The sequence below is a fragment of the Algibacter miyuki genome (assembly GCF_030409805.1).
Taxonomy (GTDB): Bacteria; Bacteroidota; Bacteroidia; order Flavobacteriales; family Flavobacteriaceae; genus Algibacter; species Algibacter miyuki.
The window spans coordinates 896307-912599 of sequence record NZ_JAUFQP010000007.1 but is presented as its reverse complement, the minus strand read 5'-3'; the positions used below and the strand labels follow the sequence as shown (position 1 = coordinate 912599).

The following is a 16293-nucleotide window of genomic DNA, read 5'->3' as shown; positions in this document are numbered from 1 at the left end:
AAAACTATAAATCCACCTCAATTTTCCGGGTAGCAGTATTCCCAAATTCATCTACCACAGTAATAATATGCTTGCCTGCTATTGGGATTATCGCCATTTCGTGAATCATTTTTGTGCTCCCAACAAACAACTCGTCCACATACCAAAACAAAGTGCTTTCTGGTTTGGAATGTGCTATTTTAAGAATTAACGCATTGGTTTCACCATCAAAATCCTTTGGTAAAAACACACTATTGTCTTCTTCCGGATAAACAAAATCCATAGACACGCTATTCTCCCCCAAACAATCAGCTCTAAATTTTGGTAATGCTTTATAAAAAGGATTTTTACTTTTATAATAATGTGCCATTAACGGCGGTAGGACAAACCATGATTGATGCCGGATATTGCCGACATCTTCACAAGACGTGTTTACTTGTAAGTTTTCGTTTTTATCTAAATGAATTAAAACATGATACGGACACGGCTTTGTTTTTAAACCTGAAACTTGAATAAAGGCTTCCGTTACATCGTCGCAATTTGGTGATGCTCGATGCCCACTTTGCTTGCAAATAGACACTTCTTGCATGGCATCGAAAGGTTGAGCAAACCAATCGCTATTTGGTAAGACATCAAAAACATCAAACAAAATAGGTGCTGCCGTTTGCACACCAACCAAACCCGGACGTCCTTCGCCATCAGCATTTCCTACCCAAACGCCTACAACATAACCTTTGGTACTTCCAATAGCCCAAGCATCTCGAAACCCAAAACTCGTTCCGGTTTTCCATGCAATTTGTTTGGAATCGTCAAAAAACTCCCAACTTTCATCACTTTCAGGACGATTGACTTCCTTTAAACTTTGGTAGGTTAAATACACCGAAGCTGCATTAAAAATTGTTTTATCCGGTGTTATTTTTCCGAAGTTTACCTTTTCTGAAGCAAAAAAAGTAGGCTCGCAAAATTCATTAGAAAAATAAGTACTCGAATTATCAGAATAATGATTTAAGGTTGAAGATAAGGCTGCATAACTTTTACATAAATCCCACAAGTTGCTTTCGGCACCACCTAAAATTAAAGATAAACCATAGTGGTTGGCATTATACTTTAAATCTTTCAACCTCAACATTTTTAAATAATGATGAAACCGATCTAAACCAAAAGCCTGCAGCATGCGCACCGATGGTACATTTAAAGAGCGAGACAAGGCCAAACTTGCAGGTACAACGCCATCAAAGGTTTTATTATAGTTTTCAGGTGTGTAACTCCCATATTTTGTTGGTACATCGGCCACTAAAGTATTAGGTAATAAATCGCCGGCATCTAACATGGCTGCATATAGAAAAGGCTTTAAAATACTACCAGTACTTCGTGGTTTATCAATAATATCTACATCTTTTTGATGCGCTTTATCGGTTGGCGTATTACCTACATACGCTAAAACTTGGCGCGTTTTTACATCTAAAACCAAAACAGCAGCGTTGTAAATTTCATTTTGTTTTAACTGGTTGTAATGTGTATTTACAATATAATTTACGCGTTTTTGAAGTTTCGCATCTATCGTGGTTTGCATACGCTTACCTTGATTCGTTTTTGCTACTTTCTGCAACAAATGCGGAGCGCTTTGTGGTAACGGATATGGTTTTTGTGGCAAACCTTCAGCAACCGCTAATCGATAAGTTAAACTATCAATTTTACTATTTTCTAGCAACTTGCTCAATAACCTATTGCGTTTTTCCAGTAAACGTTTTTGGTTTTTCCCTGGATAAATTAAACTAGGGGCATTAGGTAACACAGCCAACGTAGCACTTTCTGCCCATGAAAGCTGACTAGCATTCCGGTTAAAATAACGCCAAGATGCGGCATCGAGCCCTACAACATTTCCCCCGAAAGGGGCATTACTGGCATAATAGGTTAAAATTTTACGCTTGGAAGCCGAAAACTCCAGACGTGTAGCCATAATAATCTCTATAATTTTCTCGAAATAAGTTCTTTTTTGCCCCTTACGTGCTAAGCGAATAACTTGTTGTGTAATAGTGCTTCCGCCGCGTTTAATACCATTGGCTTGCAAATTTTCTTTTAAAGCTTTAAAAATAGAAATAGGATTAAACCCTGGGTGTTTATAGAAATAAGCGTCTTCAAACTGAATAATACAAGTTTCAAACTTATTAGGAATACTATCGCTATACGGAAAGCGCCATTGTCCATCGTTTGCTATTTGCCCGCCTAATAAATGCCCTTGCGCATCGGTAATTACCGTAGCCGTAGCATCTTTAAAAAGGGGATTTGGCAAACAAAAACAATAGGCCACTAGCAAGAATGCCAGAATTGCCGATTTCACCTTATGTTTTTTTATATGTTTGAGAATGACTTTCACTTAAATTATATACTCTAAATAGGTGGGTTTAGATGGCGTTTCACTTAAATTAATGAAGTAATATCTAACATCGGAATATTAACTAAAATCGTACTCCCGCTCTACTTTACACACTTTCACATTATACCAACTGTACCAATGCTCTCGGCCCTTATGTTGCGCTTCCAAATGGGCACTTTCCTGTTTCCATTTTTTTATGGCATCTAAGTTTTCCCAATAACTCACGGTAATACCTACCTCGTCCCGAGCACTTTCCATACCTAAAAATCCGCTTTGTGTTTTCACTAAAGCTTCCATTTTTAAAGCCATGGCATCGTAGCCTGCAATATCATCCTTTTGTGTCGATGTAAAAATGACAGCATAATAAGGTAATTCTCTCATTTTTAGATTCTTTCTTTTGAAATTTACTTTAATATTTCACTAATATAGTTATTCGACGTATTTTGCATAGTATTCCAACTAAAAAAAACCAAGCATTATCAAAAAATCCCTCATCCTATTTAGCTTGATATTTGCCATAAAAACACATGCGCAACTCGGCTTTTGTACCGGACATTCGGGCACCCCTATATTTACGGAAACTTTTGGCACCGGAACAACAAACACACCACTTCCCTTCGGAACAACAACATATACCTATGCCAACGGACAACCAAACGACGGATTTTACACGGTATCTAACCGAACCAATGGATTCGGCTGGCACGACATTCAAGATCATACTGTTGGGGACGTCAATGGCCGAAGCCTTATAGTTAATGCCGATTTTACTCCGGGTGAATTTTACCAAACAGCCATTAGTGGTTTATGTGAAAACACCACTTACGAGTTTTCTTCATGGATGATAAATTTATTACCTTCCAACCATTCGTCTTGTGGTTCTGGGATTCCCATAAATGTAAAGTTTGAAATATGGGACAATACCAATACGCAACTTTTAGCAAGTGGTGACACCGGCAATATTAATAGTACATTAACCCCTAATTGGGAACAATATGCACTTGTTTTTCAAACGGAACCGGGGCAAACTTCAGTAATTTTAAAAATGCTGAATAACGGTGTTGGCGGCTGCGGAAACGACTTAGCTATAGACGATATTGTTTTTAAAACCTGTGGTGATAGCATTTTTATTGAAACCCCTACAAACGAAACTCAAATTGCGGTTTGCGAAAATCAGCTTCCTTTTTCTACCACACTAACGGTTATACCCGATTTCACCATTTTCGCAACACACTTTTACCAATGGCAACAAAGTAACGATGGCGTAAATTGGACCGATATTCTTGGAGAAAACAATAAAACATACAACACTCCACCAGTAAACACCAACACCTTTTACCGTGCGAAAGTAGCCGAAGATGCTATTAATTTATCCAATAACTCCTGTAATACCACCTCGGAAATATTCGAAATTCAAGTTATCCCCCAGCCTAATGCGCCAACGAGTAACGGCGATGTTTTTGTTTGCGAAAACAGCAACGCACCAATAACCGCAAATGCGCCCTCTAGCTCCACTATAAACTGGTTCGATGCGCCAACTAACGGCAACTTACTAAAAACCAATAGCAACAGCTACACACCAACCGTTTCAGGCACCTATTATGCTGAATCAGAAACAATAATTGGCGGTTGCATCTCGAACTCTAGAACGCCCATCGAGATTGTTTTTTACAACATCCCTCAAATTGAAGACGAAACTTTAGAGTTTTGCGAAAACGAAACCATAGATCTTCATGCCGATACTAATATCACAACCGCAACCTACCTTTGGAGCACAGGTGAAACCACCGAATTTATTACCGTAAATCAAGCAGGAACATACACCGTAGAAGTCTCTAACCAAACCTGCTCCGTAACTAAAACCATAACGCTTTCGCGGAAAGATTTACCCATATTTGAACAGGTAATTTCGGATGGAAATAACATCGTAATTACCACAGCCAACACCGGAAATTTTATATTTTCTATTAACGGAAACATCTATAACCCCAACCAAACTTTTACTAACATCGAAGGCGGACTTTACACCATTTACGCAAAAGAACAAAGCTGTAACACACTAGTAACAAAAACCTTTATTCATTTTTATATCCCTAAATATTTCACACCTAATAACGACGGTTTTAATGACACTTTTGATTTAAAAGGAATTGAACTCTATGAAAACAGCGAAGTTTCTATCTTTAATCGATATGGTAAACTTATAAAGTACTCTAAAAACGAACCTTTTTCATGGGACGGCACCCTTTCTGGAAACCCTCTAGAATCTGGTGATTATTGGTATAGCATCATCATTAACGGCCAAAAAACTAACGGCCATTTTACATTAAAGCATTAAAAAAGATAGTCATCATTATACAAAAAAAGACCTATTTAATTTTAAACCTAAACAGGTATTTTTTTCTAGCTTTTTATAGGCTGAAAAGTTACTTTTCTACCGTCACCCATTGGCCTTTAGTTCGCACTAAAAAGTCGTTATCGTACATGGCTTCTGCCTGAATGCCATATAAATAATACGATCCTAAATACGATGCATTAAGCATCACATTAAATGTTTTGGTGCTATGTTTTCCTTTTTCCGGTAAATCGAAATAGAAATTTACACGGTCGTCACGAATATCTGTAAATCGTGCCTGACCCGTTGTACTACTACCAAAAGCAGTAAAACGTGTGTTTACAATTTCCCATCCCGATGGAAAAATTTGCGTTAAAGCCACATTATTAACTTCGCTATCTTTTAAATTACTTACTGTTACAGTCGCCACAAAATCTTGACCTTGTTGTAATTTAGATATTGATATTTTATTTCCTGATAAATCTTTATAAACCACCGAAACACTCAAGCCACGTTGTTCAGCAAACTCATTACCCAACGGCAATTTTCCCGAATTTAAAACGCGTACATAAACCAAATTATCCTTTTGGTTGATAAACGTTAAGGTGTTTTCACCATCATTAACTTTTAATTCACGCTGTGCAATGGCGCTTTCCGAAGAAATCGTTTCTTGTTTTCCATTAATAGTATAACTTAAATCTAGTGATTTTCCGCCGTTAGCATTTACCATTTTTGCCATAGCAAGCAAACTATACGCACTGGTTTGCGTACTCATCCAACGCGTACTCGATAAATCTTTAGCAATAGTTTCGGCAAGCTCTCGCATTTTAGAATTTTTAGTCAACACCATAGTTTCTAAGGCCATGGCACGGTTTCTATCTGGCGAACCATAAGTGTACGCATTTGAATTCGACGATTTAAAATTAATGTTAGCCGATTGTGAAATAGCCATACTCGCTTCTTTCTGCCCCGCTAAAGCATACGCCGCTGCTAAACGCCATTTAGCCTCGTTAGAAATCTCGCTAAATTCACGTAAACGATTCATACTTGACAAATCGGGACTTCCCGCCAATGCCAACGTGTATAAACGATAAGCCTGTGCCAAATCGGAATTATAACTGCGATAACTTGGTCGCCAATCTCGAGCCGATTGTGTTTGATATTTTATCCAATTACTTTTAAAACTAAGCGGTAATACAAAGCCTTTCTTTTCGGCTTCCATCATAAAATGTCCAGCGTATGTGGTACCCCAATCATCAGCACTATGTTCACCAATCCAATAACTTAAGCCACCACTTGGTCTTTGAAAATGCCCTAAACGTTTAATACCATTTTCAATATTTGTTTGAATCTCCTTTTTCTTTTCAAATGTTAAATCGAAAATATCAGATAAAAACAACTGCGGAAACACGCCAGATGTAGTCTGCTCTACACAACCATGAGGATACTGAATTAAATATTGTAAACGACGTGAAAAATCCATCGGAGGTAAAGTTGAAAACTCTACCGTTGCCAAATTTGTCCCTGTTACTCCAAAGGTTGAAAACGCAATGGTTTCATTTGCATTAGCTTCTAACGTTTTATCAATAGTTTTTGAGGTGATTGGATTTGGATTCACAACATCAAGTTCTACTTTATAAGTCGATTTTTCACCATTTCCTGTAGCTATAACTTCAACAGTATTGATGCCTTTTGCTTTACTGACGTCTAATTCAAAATACGTCATTTGTTCGTCAGGCCTCGCAAAACTTAAAGTCTTTTTTTGAGCACCAACAACCGAAATTCCGTTGCTTAATTTCAAACTAATATCAACCTGTTTTACTTTAGATTCCATAGCAAAAACCGTTACCGGAAGCGTTACTTTTTCTCCAGGACTCAATTTCCGCGGAAGCGTAGCCAAAACCATTAAAGGCTTTTTAACTTGAACCGATTTATCCGTGCTACCATAAGCTTCATCGGCATTGTTTCCAGCAACCACCATGGCACGCACAGCTCCAATATAATTCGGTAGTTTAACATTATGCGTTTTTTGTTGTCCAGCAGCTAAACTGAAAGGCCCCAAATAAGTGACTACAGGTTTAAAACGGTTGGCTTTTTTATTTTTTCCACCAGCTGCACTGCCATCGCCACCAATTGCAAAAACCTGATCGATACTCCCTGAATAAGCTCCAATAACATCATCATAAATATCCCAAGTTTTTACACCCAAAGCTTCACGTTTGTAAAACTCATTCCATGCATTTGGCGTTTTAAAACGTGTTAAATCAAGTAAACCTTCTTCCACCACAGCAATCGTGTAAGTCATCGCTTTTTTATTTTTTTCTGAAACTTTAATTTCGAAATTTTGTTCTGGACGCAGCGCATCAGGCATACTCAATTGAGGCTCTAGCTTTGTCAATGGATCTTCCACAAGCATTGGAATAACGCCATACAAACGAATAGGTAAATCGTTTTCAGAAATAGCATGCGGTTGTAAAAGTGAAATATTCACAAACACATTAGGCGCCATTTCTGGAGTTACAGGCACATCAACAACGGTTTCTCCCTTTTCGGTTTTCACCCAGCGATAATCTAAAACTTCAGTCCCATTTTCAATACTTACCAACGCACGTCCTTCGCTACCTGAAGCAAAGGTGATTTTGGCTATTTCGCCAACATTATATTTTTCTTTATCGGCAGAAAACACCAACATTTTTGCTGCTTCTTTATCACTCGAAGGCGATTTTTGCCACCAATTTTTATAGAAATAAGCCGTTCTTCCTGTGGCATGACCACTAACTGGGTCGGTAATTCTAATCAAGTATCGTCCGCGAGCATCATCAGGAATAATCAATTTAAAAGTCCCTTTTCCATTGGCATCGGTATTTACTTTTGAATCAAAATACGGACGGTGATAACTAGTAGACACGTAGCTCGATAAATCATCATAAGACGAATTCCACCACCAACGCCATTCTACTTTATAGACTTTAACCTCTAAATTATTGCGTTTTAAAGGCTTGCCATTGGCATCGACCACAACCACATCAAAAGTTTGATTTTCATCTGTAAAAAACGAACCGTAAGCATTACCTTCCGGTGAACGCAACCCCACAAAAGATTCGTAAGGCGCGTATTGTTTAGTAAACGCATCCATCGAAAAATCGCCTCCGTTTTCAAAAGCACGCACTAAAAATTGTACATTCAACATACCAGGCGCATTTTTACCAACAGCCAATTTGTTGTTAATTTCAGCTAAACCTTCTTCATTAACTTTTCCATCAAAAACAATAGCTTCTTCGGTTTGAAAAACACGCGTAGGATCGTTAAAAGTATATTGCTTAAAATTTTCAAAAGCCGTATGCGCTGTGCTAAATTTCGCTTTAATTTCAGCCTTTAAGTTTTTCCCGGGTGCACCATGCAGCCATTTCACATCCAACATACCCTTTAAAGGCGTATTGTTTGTCAGGATTTCATTTTCAAAATCTACCTTAATTTTTAAACGATTTGGTTTTACAGTTTCAATAGATAAACTTTTATAAAACGTAGCGCCACCAACCGAAACTTTCGCGTTATAATCGCCAGTTTTATCTTCTTGAGACGTTGGTACAGTAAATTTAAACACATTGTTTAATTCATCTGTAGTTACTTTTTTATACACTAATTTTCCGTTCGGATCGGTAATTTCCATTTTCACAGGGTGCCCGCTTGGTAATTTATTAGCCTTATCATTCAACATAAAAGTTAAATGCAACGTATCACCCGGACGCCAAACACCACGTTCGCCATAAATATAGCCTTTAAGTCCGCGTTGCAAACGATTTCCTGAAACATCGAATTTACTTAATGACAAGGAATTACCATCGTGCAGCCTCACATAAGTGGTGTTTTTTCCTTTAGAAACAATAGCAAAAGCTGCTTTTTTATCAGAATCAATCAAAGTTAAACCTTCACTATCTGTGATACCACTGCTCAATTCTTGTTGCTGAAAATTATAAAGTGCCACTCTAGTATTCGGCTCTGGGTTGGTGTTTAAAATGTTTGAAACTGCGAAATAATACGAATTATTCGCGCCCTGCTTTACAATAACCCCCAAATTAGAAGCCAATATATTTTGCGATACTATTCTGCGTTCGCCATAATAGGCATCATGGCAAGGATTCTCTTCTTCACGCCAATTATAACTGTAATCTTTATAACGGTAAGTTAAATTATCCCAATAGGCTTCCTCACGTAAATCTTCATCTTCCGAATCTATTTCAGCTAAATCACCTTCATAATATTCATCGTCATAGTAATCATCATAACCATCGTCTTGAGTGTTTGATGTTCCCGCATTAGCTTCACAATCGTATAAAGAATAACTTTTAGTATAACTCACCTCTACACGATAAATAGCTCCCGGATCGGCTTTAAAAAACTGAGATAAATCGATACTATACGCTTTCCATTTCCCTGTATTTTCTTCGGAAGATTGAAGCTGAATAGTCTGTTTTGCAATGCGACGCCCTACTTTTTTTATTTCGTATTGATTGTCCGAATTCAAGTTATTGTCTTGAAGAAATTGAAGTACATTGTCCTCAAAAATTTTGATCACGCGTACATCAACAGCGCTCAAGTTTACGGCTTCAAAATTAAATTTCAAAGCTTCTGAATTAGGCAAAATAGTACCATTTCCAATAAGTCGAGCTTGTGGTTTAATATCTTCAAAAGCTATGGTTTCTGAAAACGGTTTTTTAAGTTTAAAATCGTCTGTGTTTTTAATACCTTGAAAAATATCAACCTGAATATTCCCCACCAATTTACTCTCTGGATATACTTTTAAAACATGTCCATCGACTATATATTTTGGGTTTTTCCCATTCTGAATAGTGACTAATCCATCAAAATTTTGTTGTTTTTTTAAAGGATCGGAAAAATTGATTGCCAAATATTGTTCTGGCGATTGCACCACATCAACATCAACAATACTGAAATTATTAATACCCGGAATGTTTACGGAATTCTCTCCCTCGCTAGATGCGTTTATTGGTTTCCCATTCCATGTTATTAAAATTTTATCATCTTCAATATTTCGATGAATACTATCAATTTTAAATTCGAAATATTTTGCCGTTTTGCTGGCTTCATTAAAAACTAGGTTTAGTTTTTTTCCGCTTTGCGATGCTTCAACTAAGTTTTTAGCATCTGTAATTGAAATAATATCTGCCGATTTTATAACGCCTTCCAGGTATTGCCAATTTTTGCTATACGATTGTAAATACTGCGTTTCTATATTGAAATTTGGCGTAATGGTTTTAAACTGAAAGGTGTAATTTGTATAATCTGCTGGTATATTTTTATAAATTTCGCCCAATTTAACGGTTACAGCATATTCAGTATCAGCGGCCAAAGGTTCGTCGGGCGTAAACAACAGCGTATGGTTATTCCCAACGGTTAATTTACCTTGTGCATGAGGTTTTATACTCACGATATTATCGGTTATTTCTTGCCCCATTTCCCAACCTTCAACCGGATTGGTTAAATTAATTTGAATGGGTTTTGCTACCGAAACACGCCCCGAAGTGGTGTAACTGATATAATCGCGGAATTTGAAAATATTATCAGTTTCCACAACTTCTTTTTTACAAGAAACAACTAACGCAATAAGCGTAACAAAAATGAATAGCTTTTTAAAAGACATAAACTATGAGGTTAAATAAAAACGAACGGTTTTATGAAAAAAAAGACACAAGGCAATCTTAATAAAATTACGTTCAATTACTGAGAATTAGTTTTTTAGGCTTTGTTAATTTCATCACAAAGTTAAAGATTTTTAAACAGTATAGCTCATTCAATCTTGTAAAAAACACTTTAAACAACCTTATATTTAAAAGAGTAATTTCAGTAAAAAAGGTTTTTTATTATTATATTCGTAAGAAAACAACACAAAACCCACAAATTCACAATCCATGCAAACTATAGCCAATCAATTCGGTATACACAAGGCGCTTAAAGTTTTAGGCGTTAATTCTATAAATGAAGGCACATCAACCGGAAGTCAAAAATTTTCCAACGGAGATCTTATCGACAGTTTTTCCCCTGTAGATGGTCAATTAATTGGACAAGTAAAAGCAACAACCAAAGCCGATTTTGATGTCGTTATGGAAAAAGCAACGAGCGCCTTTAAAACCTGGAGAACACTTCCCGCACCGCAGCGTGGAGAAATTGTACGTCAGTTTGGAGATAAACTAAGAGAAAAAAAAGAAGCTTTAGGCAAATTGGTATCATACGAAATGGGAAAAAGCTACCAAGAAGGCTTGGGAGAAGTACAAGAAATGATAGATATCTGCGATTTTGCCGTGGGTTTATCGCGCCAACTTCACGGACTAACCATGCACTCCGAACGCCCCGGACACCGCATGTACGAGCAATACCATCCGCTTGGTGTGGTTGGTATTATTTCCGCATTTAATTTCCCCGTGGCGGTTTGGGCTTGGAATACCGCTTTAGCTTGGATTTGTGGTGACGTTTGTATTTGGAAACCCAGTGAAAAAACACCACTTTGCGGTATTGCTTGCCAGAATATTGCTGCGGAAGTATTTGCCGAAAACAACTTACCCGAAGGTATTTCTTCCTTAATTAATGGCGATTATAAAGTGGGTGAATTTATGACGAAAGACACTCGTATTCCATTAATTTCAGCAACAGGATCTACTCGAATGGGGAAAATTGTAGCCCAAGAAGTTGCAGGACGGTTAGGCAAAAGTTTATTAGAACTTGGCGGCAATAACGCTATTATTGTTACCCCTGATGCCGACATAAAAATGACGGTTATTGGAGCTGTTTTCGGTGCTGTAGGCACTTGTGGACAACGTTGTACATCAACTAGGCGCTTAATTATTCACGAGTCTGTATATGACACGGTAAAAACAGCTATTGTAGACGCTTACAAACAACTCCGTATTGGAAATCCTTTAGATGAAAACAACCACGTTGGACCATTAATTGATACCGATGCCGTAAATATGTATAAAAATGCTTTGGATAAAGTAGTTGAAGCAGGCGGAAAAATTATAGTTGCAGGCGCCGTACTTGAAGGTGAAGGTTACGAAAGCGGATGCTATGTAAAACCAGCTATTGCCGAAGGAAAACCCGATTTTGAAATTATACAACATGAAACTTTTGCTCCTGTTTTATACCTTTTGAAATACAGTGGAGGCGTTGAAAATGCCATTGAAATCCAAAATCAAGTGGCTCAAGGTTTATCATCAGCTATAATGACGAATAATTTGCGTGAAGCCGAACATTTTTTATCCGTTCAAGGTTCTGATTGCGGTATTGCAAACGTAAATATTGGTACATCGGGCGCAGAAATTGGCGGTGCTTTTGGCGGCGAAAAAGATACGGGCGGCGGCCGAGAATCGGGCAGCGATGCTTGGAAAGTGTACATGCGCAGACAAACAAACACGATTAACTACACTACAGAACTTCCTTTAGCACAAGGGATTAAATTTGATTTATAGAAATATACTCAATATATAATACCAAAAACCGTTTTAATTTATTAAGACGGTTTTTTTTGTATTTTACACGGAATTAAACCTTTAGATAAAAAATAAGTCTAAAGAAACACCAGAGTTCATTTTTAATACACTTTCAAATGAAAAGCAAACATGTTCAGCATTTATATTGGCGCGTAGGTTTCGGCATTCTTCCTAAACAACTCGAAACACTTTCAAAAAAGAGTAAAAAATCGGTTGTTAATGCCTTGATTGAATCTTCAAAAGAAATAAAACCTTTGCGGCTTGATACTTCGGAAATGGACAAGTTACTAAACGACTCTCAGGATAATTTCAAAGAAAACATTAAAAAATTTCAGAAGCTAAGCCGAGAAAAAACCAAGGAACTCAACGTGGCCTGGGTTGATAGACTATCACACTCCAACGCTCTACTTCGAGAAAAGATGACCTTATTTTGGGCCAATCATTTTGTATGTGAAGACAATAATTACATATACACCCAAAACTTCCATAACCGATTACGCGAACATGCTTTAGGTAATTTTAAAGATTTTGTAAAAGCTATTTCCAAGGAAGCAGCCATGACCAAATACTTAAACACCAAACAAAATAAGAAACAAAAACCGAACGAGAATTTTGCTCGAGAACTCATGGAATTGTTCACTTTAGGTGTTGGGCATTACACCGAAAACGATATTAAGGAAAGCGCCAAAGCATTTACAGGCTATAGTCATAATTTGAAAGGTGAATTTGTTTTCAAAAAACGAACACACGATGAAAGCGATAAAACTTTTTTCGAGAAAACAGGTAATTTTAACGGTGATGATATTATTGATTTCATTCTAGAAAAAAAACAATGCGCTTATTTTATTTCAGAAAAAATATACCGCTATTTTGTTAACGACACCATAAATGAAACCCATGTAAACCAAATGACCGATGTATTTTATAAAGATTATAACATCGAAAACCTGATGCGCTACATGATGCTTTCCGATTGGTTTTATGATGATGAAAATAGAGGAACGAAAATAAAATCCCCTATTGAATTATTGGTTGGAATGAATCAAGTGGTGCCAATAAAATATAAAGCGCCTCGACAGTTATTTAATATTCAGAAGTTATTGGGACAAATTTTATTAAATCCGCCAAACGTTGCTGGGTGGAAAGGTGGACGAAGTTGGATAGACAGCAATACCATTACGCTACGGCTAAAATTGCCATCATTAATTTTAAATCAATCGTATATTTCCAAGAGTAAAATAGGGATTTCAGATGAGGCTATTTCAGAAAAAAAAGATGCCTTTAAAAAAGCTTATGGCAAACGTTTTAAAACAGAAGCCAATTGGAAGGCTTTCGATAAAGCATTTGCCAACATAGACCTCAACGATATAGAAAACCACTTATTAGCCTGCCCTATTAGTGATAGTGCACGCTTGTATTTAGAGTCGCTAAACAAAGTTTCTAAACAGGAATATGGTATACAACTTATGTCGTTACCCGAATATCAAATGTGCTAATTATGGACAGAAGAAAATTTTTAAAACAATCGTCGCTCGCCAGTAGCTTGTTTTTTGTGCCTAGTTTTGTAAAAGCTTTCGAGCGAGTAGCACAAAGCCAATTAGGTTATAAACGCCTGGTTATTATTCAACTTTCGGGTGGAAATGACGGGTTAAACACCGTAATTCCTTACCAAAACGACTTGTATTATAAAGCCCGCCCCACTTTAGGTATTAAGAAAAATGAGGTTATAAAATTAACAGATGAAGTTGGTTTACATAAAAGCTTAAAACCTTTAAAACAATTGTATGACGATGGGCATTTAACCATTATAAATAATGTGGGCTACCCCAACCCAATTCGGTCGCATTTTAGATCGATGGACATTTGGCAAACCGCTACCGATTCTGATACATATTCGCAAAGCGGATGGTTGGGGCGTTACCTCGATCAATACGGCAAAAACCCACATAGCGCCATTGAAATCAACGACAGTTTATCCCTTGCCATGAAAGGCGAAACCATGAACGCTATTGCTACTCAGGACGCTAAAACACTTTACAACTTATCGAAAGACCCGTATTTTAAAAACGTAATAAAACATCAAAACGATGCACATTTAAGTGAGCATAATTTGGGCTATTTATACAAATCGATGATTTCGGCAGAATCATCTGCTAAATATATTTTTGAAACTAGTAAAACAACTTCATCTAAAATAGAATATCCGAATAACGCTTTTGGAAAACAACTAAAAACAACGGCTCAGTTTATTAATTCAGGATTAGAAACCAAAGTATTTTATAGCGCATTAAATGGCTTTGACACCCATGTGAATCAATTAAATAGCCAAAACCGATTACTCGGTATTTACGCTAATAGTATCGACGCTTTTGTCCAAGATTTAAAAACCAACAATACGTTTGATGACACCCTTATTTTAACCTTTTCGGAATTTGGTCGTCGTGTAAAACAAAACGCCAGCGTAGGTACAGACCACGGTACCGCAAATAATGTTTTTGTTATGGGTGGAAAACTTAAAAAGCAAGGTTTATATAATAACATGGCCGATTTAAGTCATTTAGACACGAATGGCGACTTAAAATTCGAAATTGATTTCCGTACCATTTATGCCACGGTTTTAAATCAATGGCTGGAAGTAAACGATGAAAAAGTACTTAACAAATCGTTTGAGCAATTGCATTTTGTATAAATAGAATAAGAATTCCGTTTACAAACTAAAACCCAAGCATAATTTTCGCGATAAGAAAATAGATTAAAATACCAAACAAGTCGTTACTCGTAGTTATAAACGGACCTGTTGCTACGGCAGGATCTATACCTCGTTTATCCAGAAAAATAGGAATAAATGTACCTACTAATGCAGCCATAAGTATCACGGCTACAAGTGCAATACTAATGGTTACAGACACCATATAAGATGTATTGAACACAAAATGCGTAACGAGTAAACCTATACAAGCTATAGCAAAACCATTGACAAGTCCTAACAAAGCTTCTTTTAGTAAGCGTTTTATAATATTACCTCCTATGCTATTATTGGCTAAACCTTGTACGACAATTGCTGAAGATTGAACCCCAACATTTCCTGCAGTTGCTTGTATTAATGGCACGAAACTTAAAAGCACCACAAATGCTCCCATGTGGTCGTTAAATTGCTCGATTATTCCAGCAGCTCCCAACCCTCCAAACATACCAATTAATAACCATGGTAAGCGGGCTTTGGTAAGTTTCCAAACACTATCATCAGCCTCAACATCTTGAGAGATACCTGCTGCTAATTGATAATCTTTTTCAGCTTCCTCCTTAATAACATCTACAATATCATCAATAGTAATACGCCCTAAAAGGATTTGATTTTCGTCCACCACCGGAATGGCTTCCAAATCGTATTTCGCCATCACTCTGGCCACATCTTCAACATCATCATGTACGTTTACAAAATCGACACTAGAGATGTATATATCAGCAATTTTCTTTTCACTTTTTGCAACAATTAAGTCTTTTAGCGAGAGCCTTCCCACTAATTTTCCTTGTTTATTTACCACATAAACGGAGTGTACACGGGTAACTTCTTCGGCTTGACCGCGAATTCTACGTAAACAACCCGCTACCGTCCAAGTATCATAAACCTTAACCAACTCCTTCGCCATGAGTCCACCAGCGGTATCTTCATCGTAAGCTAAAAGTTCGGTGATTTCAGCTTTATGGGCTTCATCTTCAATTTGAGAAATAACTTCTTGCTGACGTTTCTCTGGTAATTCTGCAATAATATCCGCAGCATCATCCGTGTCTAATTCTTCAATTTCTTCGGCAATTTCTTTAGCAGAAAGGTTTCTTAAAACTTTTTCACGATTATCCTCATCAAGTTCCATTAAAATATCGGAAGTTGTTTCAGAATCTAAAAGTTTAATAACATACACTGCTTCTTCTAGATTTAATTCATCTAGAATTTCAGCAATATCGGCATAGTGAAATTCATCTAGAAGCGATTTGAGTTCCTTATCACTTTTAATAGCGATTAATTCCTCAACTTGCCCAATGAGTTCGTTGGTTAACTGAAATTGTATGTTTTCTTTTTCTTCAGACAAATGGAAAGA

At 37.0% G+C, this 16293-nt stretch carries 8 protein-coding genes; 4 read left to right on the top strand and 4 right to left on the bottom strand.

Features of this window, described 5'->3' with window-relative positions; translation table 11 throughout:
* Window positions 1-4: 4 nt before the first annotated feature.
* On the bottom strand, window positions 5-2320 hold the full coding sequence (gene pbpC / locus QWY92_RS06945) for a penicillin-binding protein 1C (RefSeq protein ID WP_290269674.1): 2316 nt from the start codon (window positions 2318-2320) through the stop codon (window positions 5-7).
* A gap of 114 nt (window positions 2321-2434) precedes the next feature.
* Window positions 2435-2737: an antibiotic biosynthesis monooxygenase family protein gene (locus QWY92_RS06940; protein WP_290269673.1), complete on the bottom strand. Its 303-nt coding sequence runs from the start codon at window positions 2735-2737 to the stop codon at window positions 2435-2437.
* 124 nt (window positions 2738-2861) lie between these two features.
* Between QWY92_RS06940 and QWY92_RS06935 the strand changes: the two genes are divergently transcribed.
* Window positions 2862-4694 carry a T9SS type B sorting domain-containing protein gene (locus tag QWY92_RS06935; RefSeq protein ID WP_290269671.1) on the top strand — a complete coding sequence of 611 codons (1833 nt, stop codon included), beginning with the start codon at window positions 2862-2864 and terminating at the stop codon, window positions 4692-4694.
* Between the two features lie 88 nt (window positions 4695-4782).
* Here the strand turns inward: QWY92_RS06935 and QWY92_RS06930 are convergent, their stop codons facing one another.
* Window positions 4783-10353, bottom strand: coding sequence for an alpha-2-macroglobulin family protein (locus QWY92_RS06930; protein ID WP_290269670.1), 5571 nt, complete (start codon window positions 10351-10353; stop codon window positions 4783-4785).
* Between the two features lie 268 nt (window positions 10354-10621).
* On the opposite strand from QWY92_RS06930, the gene amaB reads away from it, so the two are divergent.
* The 3 genes from amaB to QWY92_RS06915 all read left to right on the top strand — a co-directional run bounded on the left by amaB (window position 10622) and on the right by QWY92_RS06915 (window position 14885).
* A complete protein-coding gene (gene amaB, locus QWY92_RS06925) occupies window positions 10622-12175 on the top strand; it encodes an L-piperidine-6-carboxylate dehydrogenase (protein WP_290269667.1) in 1554 nt (517 codons plus the stop codon).
* Window positions 12176-12312: 137 nt separating this feature from the next.
* On the top strand, window positions 12313-13692 hold the full coding sequence (locus QWY92_RS06920) for a DUF1800 domain-containing protein (RefSeq protein ID WP_290269665.1): 1380 nt from the start codon (window positions 12313-12315) through the stop codon (window positions 13690-13692).
* A gap of 2 nt (window positions 13693-13694) precedes the next feature.
* On the top strand, window positions 13695-14885 hold the full coding sequence (locus QWY92_RS06915) for a DUF1501 domain-containing protein (RefSeq protein WP_290269663.1): 1191 nt from the start codon (window positions 13695-13697) through the stop codon (window positions 14883-14885).
* Between the two features lie 25 nt (window positions 14886-14910).
* On the opposite strand, the gene mgtE is transcribed toward QWY92_RS06915, so the two are convergent.
* On the bottom strand, window positions 14911-16284 hold the full coding sequence (mgtE, locus tag QWY92_RS06910) for a magnesium transporter (RefSeq protein WP_290269661.1): 1374 nt from the start codon (window positions 16282-16284) through the stop codon (window positions 14911-14913).
* Between the last annotated feature and the right edge of the window lie 9 nt (window positions 16285-16293).